This window comes from Burkholderia sp. BCC1638 (genome assembly GCF_902833195.1).
GTDB classification, from domain to species: Bacteria; Pseudomonadota; Gammaproteobacteria; order Burkholderiales; family Burkholderiaceae; genus Burkholderia; species Burkholderia diffusa.
Window position 1 is genome coordinate 12,938 of record NZ_CADFEC010000004.1, and the last position, 21,006, is coordinate 33,943.

Here is a 21,006-nt window from a genome sequence, read left to right on the forward strand (position 1 = left end):
TTGACAGGGGTTCGTAAAAACCTGGAATCGAACCCGGAGCCGATTATCTAGGGTTAATCCCGATACGGCGCACAACATTTCAAACACTTTACTTTGTTACAAAGGTGCAACACTTTGCAACCCGCGGACTTGGGCGTCCGTTCTAGAGTGGAAGGCCCTTTTGGCGTTCCGAGTCATCCCTCGCCGCCGGCATCGCGATTCCGGCGCATGCGGCAGGACAGGATGCCGGATTTTATCTCAAAATTGATCGCGCGCCCCTGACCAAGGCAAGATTCGCGCGGCGCAAAGCACGGCCTTGTTTACAATGCCGGATTATTCAGTCCGGGCGACCGTGGGCTGCGATCCACCGATCAGCTCAATCACCGAATCACCGCACGCATATTTTGGAATCTCTCACCCCTGCCCAGCGCAACGCCCACAACGCGAAGCTGTCGAGCTACGCGCATCGGCCGATCGCGTTCCTGTTCCGCTACATCCGCCTGCATCCCGTCGCGCACCTGGTCGTGCTCTGCAGCGTGCTGGCCGCCGTCGGCTGCGCGCTCGGCTCGCAATACGCGATCAAACACCTGATCGACGTGCTCGCGACCGGGCGTCATCATCCGGGCCCGTTGTGGAGCGCGTTCGCGCTGCTCGTCGGGCTGATCGCGGCCGACAACCTGCTGTGGCGCGTCGGCGGCTGGGTCGCCGCGCACACGTTCGTCGCGGTCACCGGCGACCTGCGGCGCGACCTGTTCCAGTACCTGATCGGCCACTCGCCGACGTACTACTCGGAAAAGCAGCCGGGCACGCTCGCGAGCCGCATCACCGCCACGTCGAACGCCGTCTATACGTCCGAGAACACGATGGCGTGGAACGTGCTGCCGCCGTGCATCGCGGTGATGGGCGCGATCCTGATGATCATCGTCGTGAACCCGCTGATGGCCGCCGGCCTGCTCGGCTGTTCGGCCGTGCTCTCGATCGTGCTGTTCAAGCTCGCCGGGCGCGGTTCCGCGCGCCATCACGCGTTCGCGTCGAAGGCCGCCGCGGTCGACGGCGAGCTCGTCGACGTGATCGGCAACATGGGCCTCGTGCGCGCGTTCGGGATGACGCTGCGCGAACAGAAGCGCTTCGGCGCGACGGTGAAGGCCGAGATGGACGCGCGCCAGCAAAGCCTGCTCTATCTCGAGAAGCTGCGCCTGCTGCACGCGGTGATCACCGCGATGCTGTCCGCCGGCCTGCTCGGCTGGGCGCTGTGGCTGTGGGACCAGGGCCGCGCGACCTCCGGCGACATCGTGCTCGTCAGCTCGCTCGGCTTCACGATCCTGCACGGCACGCGCGATCTGGCGGTCGCGCTCGTCGACGTCACGCAGCACGTGGCACGCCTGTCCGAAGCCGTAAAGACGCTGCTCGAGCCGCACGGGATGCCGGACCGCTCCGACGCGCAACCGCTGTCGGCCAAGGGCGGGCGCGTCGATTTCGAACGCGTGACGTTCGCGTATCCGCACCGCCGCGCGATCCTCGACCACTTCGATCTCCATATCGAACCGGGCCAGCGCGTCGGCCTGATCGGCAAGTCGGGCGCCGGCAAGTCGACCGTGCTCGCGCTGCTGCAGCGCTTCTACGACACGCAGGACGGCGCCGTGAAGGTCGACGGGCAGGACGTGAAGGCGATCACGCAGGACAGCCTGCGGCACGCGATCGCGCTCGTGCCGCAGGACATCTCGCTGCTGCACCGGACCATCTACGACAACATCGCATACGGCCGGCCCGAAGCGACCCGCGACGAAGTGCTCGCCGCCGCGCGCGACGCCCGCTGTTCGGAGTTCATCGAGGCGATGCCGGAAGGCTATGACACGATCGTCGGCGACCGCGGCGTGAAGCTGTCGGGCGGCCAGCGCCAGCGCATCGCGATCGCCCGCGCGATCCTGAAGAACGCGCCGATCCTGCTGCTCGACGAAGCGACATCCGCACTCGACAGCGCATCCGAGGAAGCGATCCAGAGCGCGCTCGACCGCCTGATGGTCGGCCGCACGGTGATCGCGATCGCGCACCGGCTGTCGACGCTGCGTAATTTCGACCGGATCATCGTGATGAGCAACGGCAAGGTGATCGACGACGGCAGCCCCGACGTGCTGCGCAACCGTCCGGGCCTGTACCGCGACCTGCTCGCGAAGCAGCACGGCCGCCATCACGCGCCCGACGGCACCGCACCGACCGGCGAACGCGTGGCCTGACGCCGCGCCACGCAGCCGACAAAAAAAGCCGCCGTGCTTCGCGCACGGCGGCTTTTTTCATGACATCGCACCACCTTCGCCGCGCGGCGCGCGGATTACACGCGCTGCAGGTCGCGCAGGAAGTTGTCGCGCCACACCGACACGTTGTTCTCGCGCAGCTGCGCGATCATGTCCGCATAGCGCGCGCGCCGCTCGGCGAGCGGCATCGTCAGCGCTTGCGACAGCGCGTCGGCCATTCCGTCGATATCAATCGGATTGACGATCAGCGCACCCGTCAGCTCGCGCGCGGCGCCTGCGAAACGCGACAGCACGAGCACGCCCGGATCCTCCGGATTCTGCGCGGACACGTACTCCTTCGCGACGAGATTCATGCCGTCGCGCAGCGGCGTCACGAAGCCCACGCGCGCGAGGCGATACAGCGCGGCCAGCACCTGCCGGTCGTACTGGCGGTGAATGTAGAGGATCGGCGCCCAGTCGAGCTCCGCGTAGCGGCCGTTGATGCGCCCCGACTCCGCTTCGAGCTGCAGGCGGATGTCCTGGTACGCGCGCAGGTCGGCGCGCGTCGACGGTGCGATCTGCAGGAACGACACGCGGTTGCGGATCGACGCCTGGTGCTCCAGCAGTTTCTCGAACGCGCGAAACCGCTCGACGAGCCCCTTCGAATAATCGAGGCGGTCGACGCTCATGATCAGTTGGCGCCCGCGCAGCGACGTGGCCATGCGCGCCGCCTTGCCGTTCTCGCCGGCCTGCGCGAGCGACGCGATCTCGTCCGGATACACGCCGATCGGATAGGCGGCCGCACGCAGCGTGTTGCCGAACGCACTGACACGCACCGTATGCCCTTCGCGCGCCACTTCGCCGCCCGCCTCGAACTCGATGTAGTCGCAGAATGCGCGCAGGTCCGGATCGGTCTGGAAGCCGAGCAGGTCGAACGCGCACAGCGACTCGACGAGCTCGCCATGCGGCGGCACGTTGACGAGCACCTGCGCGGCCGGAAACGGAATGTGCAGGAAAAAGCCGATGCGGTTCTTCACGCCGGCCGCACGCAGCGCACGCGCGAACGGGATCAGGTGATAGTCGTGCACCCAGATCACGTCGTCGTCCTGCAGCAGCGGCACGAGCTGCTGCGCGAGCCAGACGTTCACGCGGCTGTAGCCCTCGAACTCGTGGCGGTCGTACTGGATCAGATCGGCGCGGTAATGAAACGCGGGCCACAGCGTCGCGTTCGAAAAGCCTCGGTAGTACTGGTCGTAATCGCGGCGCGACAGCCCGACGGTCGCGAACGTCACGGGGCCGCGCTCCTCGATGCGGATCTGCGGCGCGCCGGACGCGACCACCTCGCCGCTCCAGCCGAACCACATGCCGCCCGTCTCCTTCAGCGCGTCGTACACGCCGATCGCGAGGCCGCCCGCCGCCGGTTCGCCTTCCGAAATCGGGGCGACGCGGTTCGAAACAATGATGAGCCGACTCATGCGCCCTGCTGCTCCGCGCCAAGCCAGCGGGCGATCTGCTCGTGCAGCGCGTCGACCGAGTCGAGCCGCGTACGGGCCGACGTCTCGCCCGCGCCGACCTTGATCGACACACCGCCGCGCGCGTTAACCACCGCGAAGCCCTTCTCGTCGGTCAGGTCGTCGCCCGCGAACAGCGGCATGCGGCCCGCGAACGGCGGCTCGTCGAGAAACGCGGCCAACGCGCGCCCCTTGTCGACGCCCTTCGGTTTGATCTCGAATACCATCTTGCCGGGCTGCAGCACGTACGCATCCGCATATTCGGCGACGAGGCGCTCGGCCGCTGCGCGCGCGGCCGGCTCGCGCTCAGGCGCGTTGCGGTAGTGCAGCGCGACGGCCGCGCCCTTGATTTCGAGCAGCATGCCCGGATGACGGTCGACGACGGCCGCGAGTTCGCGCTCGATGCGCAGCAGCCGCTCGTCGTTGAAGCCGATGCGCTGCGTGTCGCCGTTCGCATCGCGACGTTCGGCGCCGTGCAGGCCCGCGATCGGCAGGTCCGGCATGTTCAGGAACGTGTCGAGATTGTCGATGCCGCGACCCGACACGACGGCGACCGCACCGTGCGTGCGACGCCGCAGTTCATCGAGCAGCGTCAGCAGCGACGGCGGCACGTGAATGCTGTCGGGCGTCGGCGCCAGCTCGACGAGCGTGCCGTCGAAGTCGAAAAAGAACGCGGTATCGGTCAGGGACAAGGAAGCCGGAACGGATTGCATCGATTCGATGGTCTGAGGAGCGGCCTGCAAACGCGGGGCCGCCGCTGCGAGAATGGAATTGTGCGCATCTTACCGCGCCTGCGTGGCGAGATGGGCGAAACCGGTGGGGCACGAGCCTCGCGCGGCCCTCCGCGTCAACTGCGACATATTGCCCCGCTGGCCCGTGCCGTACGGGTTTCGAAAGGACGCAGGCGCGGGAATTGCGCTACAGTCGGCAACCGCCGGCCGCGCGACGCATGGCGCCGCGCCGGCCGACGACTGTTCCGTCCGATCGAGCCCCAGGATGTCGTCTGCCCGTCCCGCGCCGCACCGGCGCCTCTTCAGTCTGACCCGCTTCGTCCGCACGGCCGCGGCGCTGAGCGCCGCCGTCGCGCTCGCCGCATGCACGCACGACGAGCCGAACTGGCAACTGACCAACGTCACGGGCCACCTGCCCGACCTGTCGTTCACGCTCACCGGCGGCGATGGCCACGCGACCGACGCGAACGCGTTTCGCGGCCGCGTCGCGCTCGTCTACTTCGGCTATACGCACTGCCCGGACGTCTGCCCCGAAACGATGGCACGGCTGATGGAAGTGCTCGCGAAGCTCGGCCCCCAGGCGAACGACGTGCGCATCCTGTTCGTCTCGGTCGATCCGGCGCGCGACACGCCGCAGGCGATGCAGTCGTATGTCGCCGCGTTCGACGCCGCGCATGCGCGCGGCCTGACCGGCACCGACGGCCAGATCGAATCGCTCGCGAAGCGCTATCGCGTCGCATACCAGATGGAAAAACGCGATCCGTCCGGCGGCTACGAGGTCACGCACAGCTCGGCCGTCTACATCTTCGACGCGAACGGTCGCGCGCGCCTGCTCGCGACCGACCGCGACTCGCCCGACGCCATCGCCGCGGATGTGCGCCGGATCATCGACACCGCCTCCACCACCTGAACTCCGACATGAAGACGACCCTCAAGACGTTCGCCCTCCTCGCCGCGCTGTGCACCGGCGCGCACGCGTATGCCGCCGGCGCGATCTCCGCGCACAACGCATGGGTGCGCTGGCTGCCGAACAAACTGCCCGCGGGCGGCTACGTGACGCTCGTCAACACGGGCGACAAGCCGGTCGATCTCGTCGACGTCGACAGCCCCGACTACGGGATGGCGATGCTGCACCAGACGGTGTCGAACGGCTCGACGCAGAAGATGGAAATGGTCGACAAGCTGACGATCCCCGCGCGCGGCAAGGTCGACATCGCGCCGGGCGGCTATCACTTCATGCTCGAGGAGCCCAGGCACGCGATCAAGCCCGGCGACACCGTGCGCCTGCGCCTGAAGTTCTCCGACGGCGAGACGGTCGACGCGCCGTTCGCCGTGAAGTCGCCGGCCCAGGCGAAGTGATGCGCGCGCGATGAACGTCCTGTACTGGCTCGACCCGTGGGAACCGTCGCCGACCGTGGTCATCGCGGTGCTGACGGCCGCCGTGCTGTTCGCGCGCGGCGTGAAGAAGGCGAAGGTGTCGCCGCTGCGGCAGTTCTCGTTCTGGCTCGGGCTGACGGCGCTCTACATCGCGCTGCATACGCGGCTCGACTACTTCTTCGAGCACGAATTCTTCCTGCACCGCGCGCAGCATCTCGTGCTGCATCACCTCGGGCCGTTCTTCATCGCGCTGGCCTACCCGGGCGCGGCGATCCGCGCGGGCATCCCGTTTCGCTGGCGGCAGCGCTTCGTGCGCCCCGCGCTCGCCTGGGCGCCCGTGCGCGCGACGCTCGACGTGGTGTTCCATCCGGTCGTCGCGGTCGTGCTGTTCGTCGGGCTGATCTATTTCTGGCTGCTGTCTCCGATCCACTTCATCGCGATGCTCGACTGGCGCCTGTATCGCGTGATGAACTGGAGCATGGTGATCGACGGGTTGCTGTTCTGGTGGCTCGTCGTCGATCCGCGTCCCGCGCCGCCCGCGCGGCTGTCGCCGGGCCGCCGGATCCTGATCGTCGTCGCGGCAATCCCGCCGCAGATCGCGCTCGGCGCGCTGATCTTCTTCACGCCGCATGAGCTGTATCCGATCTACTCGATCTGCGGACGCGCATTCACGTGGCTCAGCCCGCTGCGCGACCAGCAGATCGGCGGCCTGCTGCTGTGGATCCCGGGTTCGATGATGAGCGTGATCGGCGCGCTGATCGCGCTGCGGCACTGGCTGCGGCTGTCGGCGCGCGGCCGCTTGATCGACGAGCGGGCGGCCGCCCGGCGCACGCAAAACCCGCCGGTGACGCGCGCCGCCCACTGACGGCGCGGCGCGTCAGCCGCGCGCGCTGGTCATCCACACGTGCGGGATGCCGTCCTCGTCGTGCACGTCCGAGCTCGGCGTGAAACCGAATGCCCCATAGAAGCGCTGCAGATGGGCCTGTGCATGCAGGCTCACCTGCGTATCCGGCCACTGCGCGCGGATGTGCTCGAGCGCGCGCGACAGCAGCGCGTTGCCGAGGCCCGCGCCGCGAAACGGTGCGGTCGTCAGCACGCGGCCGATGCGCACGTCGGTGTGCTGCGCATCCGGCAGCAGCACGCGCAGATAGCCGGCGAGACGGCCCGCTGGATCGTACGCGGCCAGGTGCCATGCGGCCTGATCCACACCGTCGATGTCGCGATACACGCAGTTCTGCTCGACGACGAACACGGCGCTGCGCGCGTCGAGGATCGAATAGAGTTCACGCGCCGTCAGCGCGTCGAAGGATTTCCAGTGCCAGTCGAGATCGTCGGCGCGCGCGGAGGCGGCAGGTGCGGAAGCATTCATGGTCGGTCCTGATTCAAGCGCGCCGGCCGGCGCGCGGCAACCGTTGATTATGCCTCGAAGCGCACGCGGCACGCGTGCCGCCGCTCCGCGCATGAAAAAAAGCCCCGCATTGCGCGGGGCCTGTCCGTCACGCCGGCATCTGGCCGAAGCGGCCGCTGTTGAAATCGTCGATCGCGGTCCGGATTTCCTCTTGCGAGTTCATCACGAACGGCCCGTAACCGACGACCGGCTCATCGATCGGCTCGCCGCTCAGAATCAGCAGCTTGGCGTCGCCGTTCGCTTCGATCTCGACGTCGCGGCCGTCGCGGCTCAGTTGCACGAACTGCGCCTCGCGGGCGACCGTCTCGCCGTTCACCAGCAACGTCCCGCTCAGCACGACCACCGCGAGCGTCCGCCCTTCGGCGATCGGGAACCGTGCACGGCCGCCTGCTGCAAGCCGCACGTCCCACACGTCGATCGGCGTGTGCGTGCGGGCCGGGCCGCGCCGCCCGTCGAACTCGCCCGCGATGATCCGCGCGCGACCTGCGCCGTCCGGCAATTCGACCACCGGGATGTCCGCGTCCAGAAGCGTCTGATAACCGGGCGCCCCCATCTTGTCGGCGGCGGGCAGATTCACCCACAGCTGCACCATCTCGAGCGGGCCGCCGCGCTTCGTGAACGCTTCCGAGTGGAATTCCTCGTGCAGGATCCCGCTCGCGGCCGTCATCCACTGCACGTCGCCCGGGCCAATCACGCCGCCTGCGCCGGTCGAGTCGCGGTGCGCGACTTCGCCGTCATAGACGATCGTCACCGTTTCGAACCCGCGGTGCGGGTGCTGGCCCACCCCGCGCGGCGCCGAAGCCGGCTCGAAGTTCGCAGGACCGGCGTAGTCGAGCAGCAGGAACGGGCTCAGGTGCATGCCGTGAGACTGATAGCTGAACATCGAACGCACCGGGAAACCGTCGCCGACCCAATGACCGCGCGGCGCACTGTACACACCCTGGATCTTCTTCATTTGCCTTCTCCGAATTGCGGCGAAACACGTGTTTCGCATCCTGAGAAGGAATATAGAGGTGGAACGATCGATCCGGTAGACTGCCAAAATCGCACTCAGCGTTCTATTTCATGAACGATAACGAACGGGATCTGAACGATCTCTATTACTTCGTGCAGGTGGTCGAGCACGGCGGCTTCGCGCCGGCCGGACGCGCGCTGAACATGCCGAAATCGAAGCTGAGCCGCCGCATCGCGCTGCTCGAAGCGCGGCTCGGGATGCGGCTGATCCAGCGCTCGACACGCCGCTTCACTGTCACCGACGTCGGCCAGACCTATTACGCGCATTGCCGCGCGATGCTCGTCGAAGCGGACGCCGCCGACGAGGCGATCGCGCTGCTGCACGAGGAGCCGCGCGGCATCGTGCGGGTCAGCTGCCCGGTCGTGCTGCTCGATTCGCTGGTCGGCGCGATGATCGCCGCGTTCATGGTCGCGTGCCCGCGCGTGGAAATTCACCTGGAAGCGACCAACCGGCGCGTCGACGTCGTCGGCGAAGGGATCGACGTCGCGATCCGCGTGCGCCCGCCGCCGCTCGAGGACAGCGATCTCGCCCTGCGCGTGCTGGCCGAGCGCGGGCAGTGCCTCGTCGCGAGCCCCGCGTTGCTGCGCGAGCGGGGCGTGCCGGCCGTCCCCGCCGACCTGACCCGCTTGCCGAGCCTCGATCACGGCGTGCCACAGGCCACGCACGTGTGGCGGCTGCGCGGCCCCGACGGCGCGCAGGCGGAAATCCACCACCAGCCGCGGCTCGTGACGGGCGGCATGCTCGCGCTGCGCGCGGCGGCCGTCGCGGGCGTCGGCATCGTGCAGTTGCCGACGATGATGGTGCGCGACGAAGTCGCGCGCGGCGAACTGGCGACCGTGCTGCCGGACTGGGCACCGCGCCGCGAGATCGTGCACGCGGTGTTCGCGTCGCGGCGCGGGCTGCTGCCCGCGGTGCGCGCGCTGCTCGATTTCCTGGCCGAGCGGTTCGCCGAACTCGAACCTGACTGAGCGACGGCGCCCGCGAACCACGCGCTGCAAACGGGCCGTGCGTGCCGTAGACTGCGGAACGCGCATCGCGCTTTTCACAACCCCGCTGCCCACAACCCTTTTCGCATTTCAGCCATGTTCACGCTGTCCACCGACCCTCACGCCTCCAAGGCCGAACTCTATGCGACGCTCGTCGAGCAAGCACGCGCGCTCGTCGAAACGGAACGCGACCTGATCGCGAACGCCGCGAACTTCTCCGCGCTCGTCTATCACTCGCTCGACCGCCTGAATTGGGCCGGCTTCTATTTCTTCGACGGGACGGAACTCGTGGTCGGCCCGTTCCAGGGCAAGCCCGCGTGCGTGCGGATCGCGCTCGGCAAGGGCGTGTGCGGCACCGCCGCGCAGACCCGCGAGACGCAGGTCGTGCGCGACGTGCACGAATTCCCCGGCCATATCGCCTGCGATGCCGCGTCGGAATCGGAAATCGTCGTGCCGCTGGTGGCCGCCGACGGCACGCTGATTGGCGTGTGGGACGTCGACAGCCCCGTTGCCGCACGCTTCGATGCCGAGGACCGCAACGGGATGGAAGCGCTCTGCCGCGTGTTCGTCGAACACGCATGGCAGAAGACGCGCGGTTAAGCCGCGCGACGCCAAATGAAAAGGCCCCGTCATGGGGCCTTTTCATTGCGCCGCTGCCGTGCGGCTCACCGCGCGTCAGGCCGCGTGCGTGCCGGACAGCGCCGCGAACGCCGGCGGCGTCACGTCGTCCGACAGGATCTCGAAGCCCTGCTCCGTCACGACGACCATGTGCTCCCATTGAGCGGACAGCGAATGGTCCTTCGTGACGACCGTCCAGCCGTCAGCCAGCACGCGCGTGTCGCGCTTGCCCGCATTCAGCATCGGCTCGATCGTGAAGATCATCCCCGGCCGCAGCGGCACGCCGGTGCCCGGGCGGCCGTAGTGCAGCACCTGCGGCTCGTCGTGATACACATCGCCGATCCCGTGCCCGCAATACTCGCGGACCACGCTGAACCCTTCGCGATGCGCGACCTGCTGGATCGCGTAGCCGACGTCGCCGAGCGTCGCGCCCGGACGAACCGCGCGGATGCCCGCATGCATCGCCTCGTAGGTCGTCGCGACGAGGCGACGCGCCAGTTCGCCCGGCTCGCCGACGAAGTACATGCGGCTCGTGTCGCCGAACCAGCCGTCCTTGATCACCGCGATGTCGAGATTCACGATGTCGCCGTCACGCATCGGCCGCGACGACGGAATGCCGTGACAGACCACGTGGTTGACCGACGTGCACAGGGTTTTCGGATAACCGTGGTAGCCGATGTTCGCCGGGATCGCGCCGAGCTCGTCGACGATGTATTCGCGGCAGCGCGCGTCCAGTTCGTCGGTGGTGACGCCCGGCTTCACGTGCTCGGTGATCATCGTCAGCACTTGGGATGCCAGCTTCGCGGCCTCGCGCGACCTGGCGATTTCCGCGGCACCGCGGATCGGGATTTCGCGTCTCGCCATCATGCCACCTGCTCGATGCCGTGAGCGACCGACTCCGTCGGCCCGGCGTCGCCGCCGCGCGCTTCGGTCTCGATCAGCATCCGGCAGATATCGCCGTAGGACAGCGACGGATTGAGCTCCGCGAGCATCCCGACGCGCAGCCAGTGCTCCGCCTGTGCATTGATCGAACGGCTCAGCGCGGTACTGGTCGAGCGCAGCCGTTCGTGCATGTGCTCGGATATCTTGATGATTCCCATATGTCTCTAATTAAACGAAATATAGCCGTTTCGTATATTACGCTCGCTCCGATCTCCGGGCAAGCGCCTGGCCGCCAGCGAATCCTCGATCCGAGACGGCAGCAATTCCGTTGACATCGAATTCCAGCTTGCTGGAAAATAAATCCATCATGCAAGAATCAACCGCCACCCCCGCCGACGACACCGGCATCAACGAACGCATTGCCCGGCGCGTGCGCGACCTGCGCACGCTACGAGGCTACACGCTCGATGCGCTCGCCGCGCGTTCCGGCGTCAGCCGTTCGATGATCTCGCTCATCGAGCGTGCGTCGGCGAGCCCGACGGCCGTCGTGCTCGACAAGCTCGCGGCCGGTCTCGGCGTGTCGCTGGCCGGGCTGTTCGCCGGCGATCGCGACGACGCACCCGCGCAGCCGCTGGTGCGGCGCGCACAGCAGGCGGAATGGCGCGATCCGGCGTCCGGGTACATGCGGCGCAATCTGTCGCCGCCCGGCTGGCCGTCGCCGATCCAGCTCGTCGAGATCGATTTCCCGCCCGGCGCGCGCGTCGCGTACGACTCCGGCGGGCGCGAAAGCGCGCTGCATCAACAGGTGTGGGTCGTCCGCGGGCGCGTCGACGTCACGTTCGGCGACCAGCTTCACGAACTGCACGAAGGAGACTGTCTGGCCATGCGCGTCGATCAGCCGCTGGTTTTCAGCAACCCGTCGTCGCACGTCGCGCGCTATGTCGTCGCGATCTGCGATGCCCCCGCCGCCGTCGGCGCGCGGAATGTGTCATCCGTTCAAGGCCGACAGGCGCAGGAGCCCGTATGAATTCCCCGACACCGCGCGGCGACGTGCGCTTGATCGATTGCAGCGAGGCCGAGCATGCCGCGGCCATTCTCGAGATCCTGAACGACGCGATCGTGAATTCCACCGCGCTGTACGACTACCGGCCTCGCCCGCCGGAATCGATGGTCACGTGGTTCGCGACGAAGCGCGCCGGCGGGTTTCCGGTCGTCGGCGCGGTCGACGAATCGGGCACGCTGGTCGGCTTCGCGAGCTGGGGTACATTCCGCGCGTTCCCGGCGTTCAAGTACACGGTCGAGCACAGCGTCTACGTCCACCGCGACCATCGCGGCCGCGGGCTCGGCGAGTTGCTGCTGCGCGAGTTGATCCGGCGTGCGCGCGAGGCCGACGTGCATTTGCTGGTCGGCTGCATCGACGCGACCAACGGCGGCAGCGTCGCGCTGCATACGCGGCTCGGCTTCGTGCACTCGGGCACGATCACCGAAGCGGGCTTCAAGTTCGGCCGCTGGCTCGATGCGGCGTTCTATCAGTTGAGGCTCGACACGCCGGCACGGCCGGTCGACGGCTGACCGGCATCGCCGAATGTTCGGCACGCTCATGGTGACGCGTGCCGGAGAACGGCATCGACACGCCGCCGGATCTCTAATCGGAAATCCGCAAACACGTGTCGGTCGGCGGACGATCACGCCGCCGATCCTGAACAGCAAGGGCCAGCATCTGCTCGCGATTTACGACTACGACGGCAAGAGCACGTCGAAGTGCGAGTGGGTGACGCTGACATATCCGGTGGAATAGATGCGTGAATGACGCGTGAAAAAAAGAAAAGCCCCGCCGAAGCGGGGCATTTCTTTTCCTACCTGGAGGCGCGAGCCGGAGTCGAACCGGCCTAAACGGCTTTGCAGGCCGCTGCATAACCGCTTTGCTATCGCGCCAAAAGCGGACTGTCCGGATGCCGTAGAGGCAAGCGACAGATTTTTTATTCGAGGACCATCAGTCCATCAAATAAAAAGGGAAGCGTGGCTTCCCCATTACTTGGAGCGGGAGACGAGTCTCGAACTCGCGACCTCAACCTTGGCAAGGTTGCGCTCTACCAACTGAGCTACTCCCGCGTATTGCTGCACTACTGCTTCCCCGTCACACACTTACTTCGTCGTGCAGCGGAGAAGCGAGATTATGTCGAAGGCACATTCGTGTGTCAAGGGCTTTTCCAGCCCTTTTTCCAAAAACCTGCGCAACCGCCCGTGCGGGGCCGGTCACGCGCCGCCGCGCTCGCGAATCTGCGGCCACGCAAGCTTCATGTAGTACAGCATCGACCAGATCGTCAGCACCGCCGCGAGGTACATCAGCCATTCGCCCCACACGCGCGTGTCGATCGTCGCAATGCCGAGCGGCAGCGGGCCGTAGTACAGCAGCATCGGGATCGCGACCATCTGGCACGCGGTCTTGAACTTGCCGAGCTGGTTCACCGCGACGCTCTTCGACGCACCGATCTGTGCCATCCATTCGCGCAGCGCCGAGATCGCGATCTCGCGGCCGACGATCACGAGCGCGATCGCCGCATCGACCCGCGAAATCTGCACGAGGATCAGCAGCGCGGCAGTCACCATCAGCTTGTCCGCGACCGGATCGAGGAACGCGCCGAACGACGACGTCTGGTTCCACTTGCGGGCGAGAAACCCGTCGAACCAGTCGGTCAACGCGGCGAGGATGAAGATCGCCGCCGCCGCGAGGTTGCGGTGCGCGCCGCCCATCACCGTGTCCGGCAGATAGAACACGCCGACGACGAGCGGGATCAGCACGATCCGTACCCACGTCAGGAAAATCGGGAAATTGAACGGCATGGCATGCGGGTCAGTAAAGGATTCGCAATTGTGCCGTGTCGACCGGCCCGCCACAAGAACGCGAGATCGCGCGCTGGGGCCGCCGGCCGCACGGCCGCTTCAGTGAAGCTGCTTGTAGATCTGCTCGGCGAGTGCGTGCGAGATGCCGTCGACGCTCGCCAGTTCCTCGACGCTCGCGGCCACCACGCCGCGCAGCCCGCCGAACCGCGCGAGCAGTCGCTGCCGACGTTTCGCACCGACCCCTTCGAGCTCCTCGAGCCGCGAGGTCTGGCGCGCCTTCGCCCGCTTCGCGCGCATCCCGGTGATCGCAAAACGGTGCGCCTCGTCGCGGATCTGTGCGACGAGCATCAGCGCGGCGCTCTCCTTGCCGAGTTCGAGCGGTGCGCGGCCGTCCGCGAACACGAGCGTCTCGAGGCCGACCTTGCGCCCTTCGCCCTTCGCGACACCAACCAGCATCGACGTGTCGAGGCCGAGTTCGGTGAACACCTGTCGCGCGATCTCGACCTGCCCTTTGCCGCCGTCGATCAGCACGATGTTCGGCAGCAGGCTCGATGCCTCGGCCTTGCGCGTCGATTCGCCGTCGATGCCGGCCGCGTCGTCGGCGGACGCCGCCTGCGCGGCCTGCTCGACCATCTTCTCGTAGCGGCGCGTCAGCACCTGCCGCATGGCCGCGTAATCGTCGCCCGGCGTGATGCCGGTGATGTTGTAGCGCCGGTACTCGCCCGACTGCATCTTGTGATGGTGATAGACGACGCACGACGCCTGCGTCGCCTCGCCCATCGTGTGGCTGATGTCGAAACATTCGATCCGCAGCGTTGCAAGATCGTCGCCTTCGAAGCTGAGCGTCTCCGCGAGCGCGCGCGTGCGCGCCTGCTGCGAGCCCTGCTCGGACAGCAACCGTGCGAGCGCGATCTGCGCGTTCTGCTCGGCCATCGACAGCCACGCGCGCCGCTGCCCCTGCGGCTGCCGCACCAGCGAGACCTTGTGACCGGCCTGCTCGGACAGCAGTTCGAGCAGGTCGCGGCTCGCGGGTGCGTGGCTCACGACCAGCACGGGCGGCACGCGGTTGCCGAGATAGTGCTGCGCGATGAACGCATCGAGCACCTCGGCCTCCACCGACGCCCCCGCGTCGCGCGCGGCGGCAGCGTCTTCCGCAGGCCCGTCGGGCAATGCCGCGGCGGTTTCGTCGGCAGCGTCCGCCGCCTCGGCTTCGTCGCCGAGCCCGCCTTCGGCAAGCGTCAGCGCACTTTCGACGTGCGTCGGGAAATAGGCCTTGTCGCCGAGATGCCGGCCGCCGCGCACCATCGCCAGGTTCACGCACACGCGCCCGCCCTGCGCGACGACCGCCAGGATGTCGACGTCGCTGTCGCTGCCGACCTCGATCGCCTGCTGGTGCAGCACCGTCGCGAGCGAGCTCATCTGGTTACGCACGGCGGCCGCCTGCTCGAACTTCAGGTCGGCCGCGAACGCGTGCATCTTCTGCTCGAGCTCCTTCATCACTTCCGACTGCCGGCCGAGCAGAAACCGCGCGGCATTCGACACGTCGATCGCGTAATCGTCCTCGGAAATCGCGCCGACGCACGGCGCCGTGCAGCGCCCGATCTGATGCAGCAGGCATGGCCGCGTGCGATTGTTGAAGACCGAATCCTCGCAGGTGCGCAGCTGGAACACGCGCTGCAGGATCTGGATGCTCTCGCGCACGGCCCATGCGCTCGGGAACGGCCCGAAATACTGGTTCTGCTTGTCGACCGAGCCGCGGTAGTACGCCATGCGCGGAAAGCGGTGCGCGGTGAGTTTCAGGTACGGATACGACTTGTCGTCGCGAAACAGGATGTTGTAGCGCGGCGTGAGCGCCTTGATCAGGTTGTTCTCGAGCAGCAGCGCCTCGGCCTCCGAGCGTGTGACGGTCGTCTCGATGCGCGCGATGCGCGTGACCATCATCGCGATGCGCGGCGACAGCTGCGTCTTCGTGAAATAGCTCGATACGCGCTTCTTCAGGTCGCGCGCCTTGCCGACGTAAAGCACGGCGCCCGCCGTGTCGTAGTAGCGGTAGACGCCCGGCATGTGCGGCAATTGCGCGAGGATCTTCTTGGGTTCGAACGGAATGTCGGCGGCTTCTGGGGATGTCATGCGTGATCCGGGTGCCTTGTGGCGCGGAACGGGTCCATTAGAATCGCCAGTTTAGAGCATTCACCGGCCCCCTTCGATGCCCCGCACTGCCCCCGCCTCCCCTGCGCCGCTCGCACCCGACGAACCGATCGCGTGCGACCTCTTCTGCACCGTGATCGACAACTTCGGCGACATCGGCGTGTGCTGGCGCCTCGCGCGCCAGCTCGCGCACGAGCACGGCTGGCAGGTGCGACTCTTCATCGACGATCTGCGCACGTTCGCGCGGCTGCTGCCGGGGGTCGATCCCGATGCCGGGCGGCAGACGCTCGACGGCATCGTGATCGAACACTGGCATGCGGAAGTCGGCGATGCGCTGGAGATCGCCGACGTCGTGATCGAGGCGTTCGCGTGCGAGCTGCCCGGCGCGTATCTCGCGGCGATGGCGCGCCGCGCTCGCCGCCCCGTGTGGATCAATCTCGAATACCTGAGCGCCGAGGACTGGGTCGCCGATTTCCATTTGCGGCCATCGCCGCATCCGCGCTACCCGCTGCTCAAGACGTTCTTCTTCCCGGGTTTGTCGGCCGGCACGGGCGGCGTGCTGAAGGAACGCGACCTCGACGCGCGTCGCACGGCCTTCGAAGCCGACGCGGCAGCGCGCGCCGCCTGGTGGCGGCAGGCGACCGGCGACGCGCCGCCGGCGCCGGGCACGACCGTCGTCAGCCTCTTCGCCTATGAAAATCCGGCCGTCGACGCGCTGCTCGCGCAGTGGCGCGACGGCCCGTCGCCCGTCGTCGCGCTCGTGCCCGTCGGCCGCATATCGCCGGCCGTCGCCCGTTTCTTCGGGGTCGAATCGTTCGGCGCCGGCGCGCGCGCGACCGCCGGCAACCTGACCGCTTACGGGCTCGCGTTCGTCCCGCAGGCCGACTATGACCCGCTGCTGTGGGCGGCCGACATCAACTTCGTGCGCGGCGAGGACTCGTTCGTCCGCGCGCAATGGGCGCGCAAGCCGTTCGTGTGGCACATCTACCCGCAGGCCGACGATGCGCACCTGCCGAAGCTCGACGCCGCGCTCGCGCACCTGTCGGCCGGCCTCGCCGACGCGCCGCGCGCGGCGCTCGAGCGCTTCTGGCACGCATGGAACGGCGGCGGCACGCCCGATTGGGCCGATTTGCTGCAACATCGTGCCGCACTGGACACCAACGCGGCATGCTGGGCCGACGCGCTGGCGGGCGTCGGCGATCTCGCCGGAAAGCTGGCGGAATACGCAAAATCTCAGTTAAAATAAGCGGTTATCCGACGGCCGACCACGCAAGCGCCCGCGTTTGGGGCTCTTGGCACCCACCGGAACGCCCCCCGCTTGCGCCGTCAGCCGTTGTGCAACGCTCAGGCACCTATTTATTTGATTGGATCAGGACAGTTTTTTATGAAGACCGCACAGGAACTCCGCGTAGGCAACGTCGTGCAGATCGGCAGCGACGCATGGGTCATCGCAAAGACGGAATACAACAAGTCGGGCCGTAACGCCGCCGTCGTCAAGATGAAGATGAAGAACCTGCTGTCGAACGCAGGCCAGGAATCGGTCTACAAGGCTGACGACAAATTCGAAGTCGTCGTGCTCGACCGCAAGGAAGTGACGTACTCGTACTTCGCCGATCCGATGTACGTGTTCATGGACGCCGACTACAACCAGTATGAAGTCGAAGCGGAAATGATGGGCGAAGCGCTGAACTACCTCGAAGACGGCATGGCTTGCGAAGTCGTGTTCTACAACGAAAAGGCGATCTCGGTCGAATTGCCGACGGTCCTGGTTCGCGAGATCACCTACACGGAACCGGCCGTCAAGGGCGACACGTCGTCGGGCAAGGTGCTGAAGAACGCCAAGCTCGCAACGGGCTTCGAACTGCAAGTGCCGCTGTTCTGCAACACCGGCGACAAGATCGAAATCGATACGCGCACGAACGAATATCGCAGCCGCGCGTAATCGCCCGCGATTTCCGGATCGAACAAAGCGCCCTTCGGGGCGCTTTTTGTTTGTCTGCCGCCAACAGCACCGATACGTCGGCACCATGGGCAACACAAAATCCAGCACTAAAGGTATTCAATTTGTATCATCGGTAACTGTTTTATAGCGACAAAGAAATAATGCACGTCAGGTGTTCAGCGGGGCATAAAATCAGTTTTTAATCTGACATGCGGCTGCGGCCGGCTCGATGGCCGACAGCCCGCCTCTCTTGACTCGACTCGCGTCCACCATGCCACACGCCCTGATTGTCGAAGACGATCCCAACAGTCTGTCCGGCCTGACCGCACTGCTCGCCGCGGACGGCTTCTCGGTCGACACGGCCACGTCGCTCGCCGAGGCACGCACGGCGCTCGGCCGCTCGATTCCCGATGTCGTCCTGGTCGACCTGAACCTGCCGGACGGCAGCGGATTCGACCTGCTCCAGCATCTGCCGCAACAGCAGCCGAACGGCTCGCTGCCGGTGATTGTGTTGACGGGCAATGCGACGGTCGAGAGCGCGATCGAAGGCCTGCGTCACGGCATCTGGGATTACCTGCTGAAGCCGATCAACATTCCGCGCCTGCGCAGCCTGCTGGCCCGGATTCCGCGTCCCTACGAACTGATCGACGAAGTGCGGACGCTGCGCGCGTCGCTGCGCCACTTGGGCCGTTTCGGCGCGCTGGTGGGCCGCAGCGAGGCGATGCAGCACGTGTACGACATGATCGAGCACAACGCCGGCACCGAAACGGCCGTGCTGTTCACGGGCGAAGCCGGCACCGGCAAGAAGCTGGCCGCGCGCACGCTGCACGACCTGAGCCGGCGCCGCAAGGGGCCGTTCGTGTCGTTCGACTGCCGCACGATCGCGCATGCCGGGCGTCACGGCGCGTCGCTCGACAGCGTGCTGTTCGGCCATGAACGCGGCGCGTTCGACGGCGCCGAGCGGCGCGAATCGGGCCTGTTCGAACAGGCCGGCGGCGGCACGCTGTTCCTCGACGAGATCACCGCACTGCCGCTGGTGCTGCAGGAGGCGCTGCTGCATGCGCTCGACTCGCAGAACTTCATGCGGATCGGCGGCACGAGTTCTATCGCGAGCGACTTCCGGCTGATCGCGACCACGCGCCGCCCGGCCCGCGAGGCGGTCGCGAACGGCACGCTGCGCGAGGATCTATGGCTGCGTCTCGACGCGGCATCGATCACGATGCCGCCGCTGCGCGAGCGCGACGGCGATGCACTCGCCATCGCGGATGCGCTGATCGACGAACTCAACCGCGAAGCGCGCGCCACCGGCCGCAGCACGACCGACAAGCGCGCGGCCCCGGGCTTCGTGCGCGAATGCCTGTCCTACGAATGGCCCGGCAACGTGCGCGAATTGCAGGAGCGCGTGCGTTTCGCCTATGACGTGTCCGGCGATTTCATCGAAACGCTGCGCGCGGGCGAAGCGAGCTTCGCGGCCGGCGCCGCGCTGAACGGCAGCAGCGTGCAGATCAAGGTCGGCACCCCGCTGTCCGACGTCGAGGACCTGCTGATCCGCGCGACGCTCGACGCGGTCGGCGGCACGCGCCATCGCGCGGCGACGCTGCTCGGCATCAGCCCCAAGACGCTGTACAACAAACTGCAGCGGATGAAGGTCAACTGACCGCGCCGCAGTTGTTCGGGGCACTGGCGGGAGTTGACGGTTAGTTGCACGAGACCATGTCGCCTTGCACATCGCCCCGCGTCGGTGGAACAGCAAAAAGCCGCGCTTGTGCGCGGCTTTTTGCTTTCGACAACGACAACGGGAAAGGCGACATCGCGCCGCCCTTCTCCGCTTATGCCAGCGCGCTGCCGAGGAGCGCCTGCGCCTGCAGATACTCGGGTTGCACGATCAGCTTGTCCCACTTGAGCGGCTTGCCGCGCGCCCGCATCCGCTTGATGCGCCGCACCGACTCGGCCGACGCCTGCGCCTTCAGCCCGTTCAGCACGACTTCGGCCGCGTCCGGCTGGTTGCAGACGAGCACCATGTCGCAGCCGGCGGCGAGCGCCGCGTCGGCCGCCTGCGTGAGCGTGCCGCCTTCGCGTGCCGCCTCCATCGACAGGTCGTCGCTGAAGATCGCGCCCGTGAAACCGAGCTTCCCGCGCAGGATGTCCTGCAGCCACACGCGCGAGAAGCCCGCGGGCCGCTTGTCGACCTGCGTGTAGATCACGTGCGCGGGGATCACCGCGGACAGCGACAGGCCAAGCCAATCGTACGGGGCGACGTCCTGCTTGAGGATCGCGTCGAGCGGCCGGTCGTCGGTCGGCAGCGCGACGTGCGAATCGGCTTCCGCGAAGCCGTGCCCCGGAAAATGCTTGCCGCAGTTCGCCATGCCCGCGAGCGACAGCCCGTGGTTCAGGCTCTTCGCGAGCAGCGTGACGACGCGCGGGTCGCGATGAAACGCGCGATCGCCGATCACCTTCGAATGCCCGTAGTCGAGATCGAGCACCGGCGTGAAGCTCATGTCGATCCCGCATGCGCGCAGCTCGGCGGCCAGGATGTAGCCGACCGCCGTCGCGACCTTCGTCGCGAGCAGCACGTCGCGGTCCCACAGCTCGCCGAGGCGGCGCATCGCCGGCAGCACGGTGAAGCCGTCGGTGCGGAACCGCTGCACGCGGCCGCCTTCATGATCGACGGCGATCAGGATGTCCTCGCGCACCGCGCGAATCGAATCGGTCAGCGCGGTCAGTTGCGCGCGGTTCTGGAAATGCCGTGCGAACAGGATCACGCCGCCGGTGTTCGGATGCGCAAGGCGCCGCGCGTCGTCGCGCGACAGGGCCGTGCCGACGACGTCGAGCATGACCGGGCCGGGAGTCGTTTTCATCGAATCGGGAAGTCCGTCAGGGAGTGGTTCGGGAAACAGGTGCGGGTGCAGGCGGCGGCGCGGCATCGGCCTCGGCGACCACGAATGACACCGCGTAGTCGCGTTCGTCGCTGACTGTCACACGCGCCGTGATGCCGCGCGCGGCGAGCCAGTCGGCCAGCTCGCCCGACGCGACGACGTACGGTTCGCCGCTGCGCTGGTTGAGGGTCTGCAGCGCGCGCCACGTCATCGGCCAGTGCATGCCGAGCCCGATCGCCTTCGAGAACGCTTCCTTCGCGGAAAAGCGTGTCGCGAGAAAAGCGATGCCGCGCGCCTCCGAGCGCGCACGGCGCGCATGGAACACGCGCAACTCGTCGGGGCCGAGCACCTTCTCGGCGAACCGGCCGCCCGTGCGCGCGAGCACGGCCGCGATGCGGCTCACCTGGACGATGTCGGTGCCGATGCCGTAGATCGCCATCTCAGCGCCCGCCGTGATG

Annotated in this window: 22 protein-coding genes and 2 tRNA genes; 12 read left to right on the forward strand and 12 right to left on the reverse strand. The window is 67.1% G+C overall.

The features are described 5' to 3' along the window. The first annotated feature begins 383 nt into the window (after positions 1–383). Positions 384–2,213, forward strand: coding sequence for an ABC transporter ATP-binding protein (locus HWX22_RS05325; RefSeq protein WP_059815988.1), 1,830 nt, complete (start codon positions 384–386; stop codon positions 2,211–2,213). 95 nt (positions 2,214–2,308) lie between these two features. Here the strand turns inward: HWX22_RS05325 and otsA are convergent, their stop codons facing one another. Together otsA and otsB are read right to left on the reverse strand one after the other, a co-directional pair. Continuing rightward, entirely contained in the window at positions 2,309–3,685 is a 1,377-nt protein-coding gene (gene otsA, locus HWX22_RS05330; RefSeq protein ID WP_175915162.1) for an alpha,alpha-trehalose-phosphate synthase (UDP-forming), read from the reverse strand. After that, the gene (otsB, locus tag HWX22_RS05335; RefSeq protein ID WP_059523682.1) at positions 3,682–4,434 is read right to left on the reverse strand and encodes a trehalose-phosphatase; all 753 of its coding nucleotides are present in this window, start codon (positions 4,432–4,434) and stop codon (positions 3,682–3,684) included. Before otsB ends, otsA begins: the two co-directional genes overlap by 4 nt. Positions 4,435–4,717: 283 nt before the next feature. Between otsB and HWX22_RS05340 the strand changes: the two genes are divergently transcribed. The 3 genes from HWX22_RS05340 to HWX22_RS05350 are packed head-to-tail and all read left to right on the forward strand — an operon-like array spanning position 4,718 to position 6,694. Beyond that, a complete protein-coding gene (locus HWX22_RS05340; protein WP_175915163.1) occupies positions 4,718–5,362 on the forward strand; it encodes an SCO family protein in 645 nt (214 codons plus the stop codon). Between the two features lie 8 nt (positions 5,363–5,370). Beyond that, entirely contained in the window at positions 5,371–5,811 is a 441-nt protein-coding gene (locus tag HWX22_RS05345) for a copper chaperone PCu(A)C (protein ID WP_059815997.1), read from the forward strand. A gap of 10 nt (positions 5,812–5,821) precedes the next feature. Next, a complete protein-coding gene (locus HWX22_RS05350) occupies positions 5,822–6,694 on the forward strand; it encodes a cytochrome c oxidase assembly protein (RefSeq protein ID WP_059691099.1) in 873 nt (290 codons plus the stop codon). Between the two features lie 12 nt (positions 6,695–6,706). On the opposite strand, the gene HWX22_RS05355 is transcribed toward HWX22_RS05350, so the two are convergent. Next, a complete protein-coding gene (locus HWX22_RS05355; protein WP_175915164.1) occupies positions 6,707–7,198 on the reverse strand; it encodes a GNAT family N-acetyltransferase in 492 nt (163 codons plus the stop codon). 127 nt (positions 7,199–7,325) lie between these two features. Continuing rightward, positions 7,326–8,192, reverse strand: coding sequence for a pirin family protein (locus HWX22_RS05360; protein ID WP_059523692.1), 867 nt, complete (start codon positions 8,190–8,192; stop codon positions 7,326–7,328). Positions 8,193–8,302: 110 nt separating this feature from the next. On the opposite strand from HWX22_RS05360, the gene HWX22_RS05365 reads away from it, so the two are divergent. Continuing rightward, a complete protein-coding gene (locus tag HWX22_RS05365) occupies positions 8,303–9,220 on the forward strand; it encodes a LysR family transcriptional regulator (protein WP_175915165.1) in 918 nt (305 codons plus the stop codon). Between the two features lie 114 nt (positions 9,221–9,334). Further along, positions 9,335–9,838 (forward strand): GAF domain-containing protein, encoded by a 504-nt coding sequence (locus HWX22_RS05370; RefSeq protein WP_175915166.1) that lies wholly within the window; start codon positions 9,335–9,337, stop codon positions 9,836–9,838. Between the two features lie 75 nt (positions 9,839–9,913). Here the strand turns inward: HWX22_RS05370 and map are convergent, their stop codons facing one another. Both map and HWX22_RS05380 read right to left on the reverse strand, forming a co-directional pair. Next, positions 9,914–10,720 carry a type I methionyl aminopeptidase gene (map, locus tag HWX22_RS05375; protein ID WP_059523698.1) on the reverse strand — a complete coding sequence of 269 codons (807 nt, stop codon included), beginning with the start codon at positions 10,718–10,720 and terminating at the stop codon, positions 9,914–9,916. Then, positions 10,720–10,956, reverse strand: coding sequence for a ParD-like family protein (locus tag HWX22_RS05380; RefSeq protein ID WP_059523699.1), 237 nt, complete (start codon positions 10,954–10,956; stop codon positions 10,720–10,722). The genes map and HWX22_RS05380 overlap by 1 nt, the downstream gene beginning before the upstream one ends. Positions 10,957–11,105: 149 nt before the next feature. On the opposite strand from HWX22_RS05380, the gene HWX22_RS05385 reads away from it, so the two are divergent. Genes HWX22_RS05385 through HWX22_RS05395 form a run of 3 tightly spaced genes read left to right on the forward strand, consistent with a single transcriptional unit; the run spans position 11,106 to position 12,536 of the window. Then, complete coding sequence (locus HWX22_RS05385; RefSeq protein WP_175915167.1) at positions 11,106–11,765, forward strand: helix-turn-helix domain-containing protein; 660 nt, start codon at positions 11,106–11,108, stop codon at positions 11,763–11,765. Next, positions 11,762–12,310 carry a GNAT family N-acetyltransferase gene (locus HWX22_RS05390; protein ID WP_175909711.1) on the forward strand — a complete coding sequence of 183 codons (549 nt, stop codon included), beginning with the start codon at positions 11,762–11,764 and terminating at the stop codon, positions 12,308–12,310. Before HWX22_RS05385 ends, HWX22_RS05390 begins: the two co-directional genes overlap by 4 nt. 13 nt (positions 12,311–12,323) lie before the next feature. Beyond that, positions 12,324–12,536 (forward strand): hypothetical protein, encoded by a 213-nt coding sequence (locus HWX22_RS05395; RefSeq protein WP_244135191.1) that lies wholly within the window; start codon positions 12,324–12,326, stop codon positions 12,534–12,536. Between the two features lie 63 nt (positions 12,537–12,599). Here HWX22_RS05395 and HWX22_RS05400 read toward each other — a convergent pair. The 4 genes from HWX22_RS05400 to uvrC form a co-directional block, all read right to left on the reverse strand. Beyond that, positions 12,600–12,673, reverse strand: a tRNA-Cys gene (locus HWX22_RS05400). A 101-nt stretch (positions 12,674–12,774) separates the two neighbouring features. After that, positions 12,775–12,850, reverse strand: a tRNA-Gly gene (locus HWX22_RS05405). A 144-nt stretch (positions 12,851–12,994) separates the two neighbouring features. Next, positions 12,995–13,582, reverse strand: coding sequence for a CDP-diacylglycerol--glycerol-3-phosphate 3-phosphatidyltransferase (gene pgsA / locus HWX22_RS05410; RefSeq protein ID WP_006757520.1), 588 nt, complete (start codon positions 13,580–13,582; stop codon positions 12,995–12,997). 99 nt (positions 13,583–13,681) lie between these two features. After that, positions 13,682–15,712: an excinuclease ABC subunit UvrC gene (gene uvrC / locus HWX22_RS05415; protein WP_059702472.1), complete on the reverse strand. Its 2,031-nt coding sequence runs from the start codon at positions 15,710–15,712 to the stop codon at positions 13,682–13,684. A gap of 76 nt (positions 15,713–15,788) precedes the next feature. On the opposite strand from uvrC, the gene earP reads away from it, so the two are divergent. From earP to HWX22_RS05430, 3 genes are all read left to right on the forward strand, one after another. Further along, positions 15,789–16,976 (forward strand): elongation factor P maturation arginine rhamnosyltransferase EarP, encoded by a 1,188-nt coding sequence (gene earP, locus HWX22_RS05420; protein WP_175915168.1) that lies wholly within the window; start codon positions 15,789–15,791, stop codon positions 16,974–16,976. A gap of 138 nt (positions 16,977–17,114) precedes the next feature. Continuing rightward, on the forward strand, positions 17,115–17,672 hold the full coding sequence (gene efp, locus HWX22_RS05425; protein ID WP_059816028.1) for an elongation factor P: 558 nt from the start codon (positions 17,115–17,117) through the stop codon (positions 17,670–17,672). Between the two features lie 271 nt (positions 17,673–17,943). Next, positions 17,944–19,329, forward strand: coding sequence for a sigma-54 dependent transcriptional regulator (locus tag HWX22_RS05430; RefSeq protein ID WP_175915169.1), 1,386 nt, complete (start codon positions 17,944–17,946; stop codon positions 19,327–19,329). Between the two features lie 172 nt (positions 19,330–19,501). On the opposite strand, the gene nagZ is transcribed toward HWX22_RS05430, so the two are convergent. Both nagZ and acpS read right to left on the reverse strand, forming a co-directional pair. Then, positions 19,502–20,530, reverse strand: a complete 1,029-nt coding sequence (gene nagZ / locus HWX22_RS05435) for a beta-N-acetylhexosaminidase (RefSeq protein ID WP_175907347.1) — start codon at positions 20,528–20,530, stop codon at positions 19,502–19,504. A gap of 16 nt (positions 20,531–20,546) precedes the next feature. Then, a complete protein-coding gene (acpS, locus tag HWX22_RS05440; protein WP_059816034.1) occupies positions 20,547–20,987 on the reverse strand; it encodes a holo-ACP synthase in 441 nt (146 codons plus the stop codon). Between the last annotated feature and the right edge of the window lie 19 nt (positions 20,988–21,006).

What these genes read in the sequence shown, in the direction of transcription:
- HWX22_RS05365 (WP_175915165.1), top strand. Translation starts at nt 8,303, where the DNA reads ATGAACGATAACGAACGGGATCTGAACGATCTCTATTACTTCGTGCAG.
- earP (WP_175915168.1), top strand. Translation starts at nt 15,789, where the DNA reads ATGCCCCGCACTGCCCCCGCCTCCCCTGCGCCGCTCGCACCCGACGAA.
- HWX22_RS05395 (WP_244135191.1), top strand. Translation starts at nt 12,324, where the DNA reads ATGTTCGGCACGCTCATGGTGACGCGTGCCGGAGAACGGCATCGACAC.
- efp (WP_059816028.1), top strand. Translation starts at nt 17,115, where the DNA reads ATGAAGACCGCACAGGAACTCCGCGTAGGCAACGTCGTGCAGATCGGC.
- HWX22_RS05430 (WP_175915169.1), top strand. Translation starts at nt 17,944, where the DNA reads ATGCCACACGCCCTGATTGTCGAAGACGATCCCAACAGTCTGTCCGGC.
- otsB (WP_059523682.1), bottom strand. Translation starts at nt 4,434, where the DNA reads ATGCAATCCGTTCCGGCTTCCTTGTCCCTGACCGATACCGCGTTCTTT.
- uvrC (WP_059702472.1), bottom strand. Translation starts at nt 15,712, where the DNA reads ATGACATCCCCAGAAGCCGCCGACATTCCGTTCGAACCCAAGAAGATC.
- otsA (WP_175915162.1), bottom strand. Translation starts at nt 3,685, where the DNA reads ATGAGTCGGCTCATCATTGTTTCGAACCGCGTCGCCCCGATTTCGGAA.
- HWX22_RS05390 (WP_175909711.1), top strand. Translation starts at nt 11,762, where the DNA reads ATGAATTCCCCGACACCGCGCGGCGACGTGCGCTTGATCGATTGCAGC.
- HWX22_RS05350 (WP_059691099.1), top strand. Translation starts at nt 5,822, where the DNA reads ATGAACGTCCTGTACTGGCTCGACCCGTGGGAACCGTCGCCGACCGTG.
- pgsA (WP_006757520.1), bottom strand. Translation starts at nt 13,582, where the DNA reads ATGCCGTTCAATTTCCCGATTTTCCTGACGTGGGTACGGATCGTGCTG.
- HWX22_RS05385 (WP_175915167.1), top strand. Translation starts at nt 11,106, where the DNA reads ATGCAAGAATCAACCGCCACCCCCGCCGACGACACCGGCATCAACGAA.
- HWX22_RS05345 (WP_059815997.1), top strand. Translation starts at nt 5,371, where the DNA reads ATGAAGACGACCCTCAAGACGTTCGCCCTCCTCGCCGCGCTGTGCACC.
- HWX22_RS05380 (WP_059523699.1), bottom strand. Translation starts at nt 10,956, where the DNA reads ATGGGAATCATCAAGATATCCGAGCACATGCACGAACGGCTGCGCTCG.
- nagZ (WP_175907347.1), bottom strand. Translation starts at nt 20,530, where the DNA reads ATGAAAACGACTCCCGGCCCGGTCATGCTCGACGTCGTCGGCACGGCC.
- HWX22_RS05360 (WP_059523692.1), bottom strand. Translation starts at nt 8,192, where the DNA reads ATGAAGAAGATCCAGGGTGTGTACAGTGCGCCGCGCGGTCATTGGGTC.
- map (WP_059523698.1), bottom strand. Translation starts at nt 10,720, where the DNA reads ATGGCGAGACGCGAAATCCCGATCCGCGGTGCCGCGGAAATCGCCAGG.
- acpS (WP_059816034.1), bottom strand. Translation starts at nt 20,987, where the DNA reads ATGGCGATCTACGGCATCGGCACCGACATCGTCCAGGTGAGCCGCATC.
- HWX22_RS05355 (WP_175915164.1), bottom strand. Translation starts at nt 7,198, where the DNA reads ATGAATGCTTCCGCACCTGCCGCCTCCGCGCGCGCCGACGATCTCGAC.
- HWX22_RS05340 (WP_175915163.1), top strand. Translation starts at nt 4,718, where the DNA reads ATGTCGTCTGCCCGTCCCGCGCCGCACCGGCGCCTCTTCAGTCTGACC.
- HWX22_RS05370 (WP_175915166.1), top strand. Translation starts at nt 9,335, where the DNA reads ATGTTCACGCTGTCCACCGACCCTCACGCCTCCAAGGCCGAACTCTAT.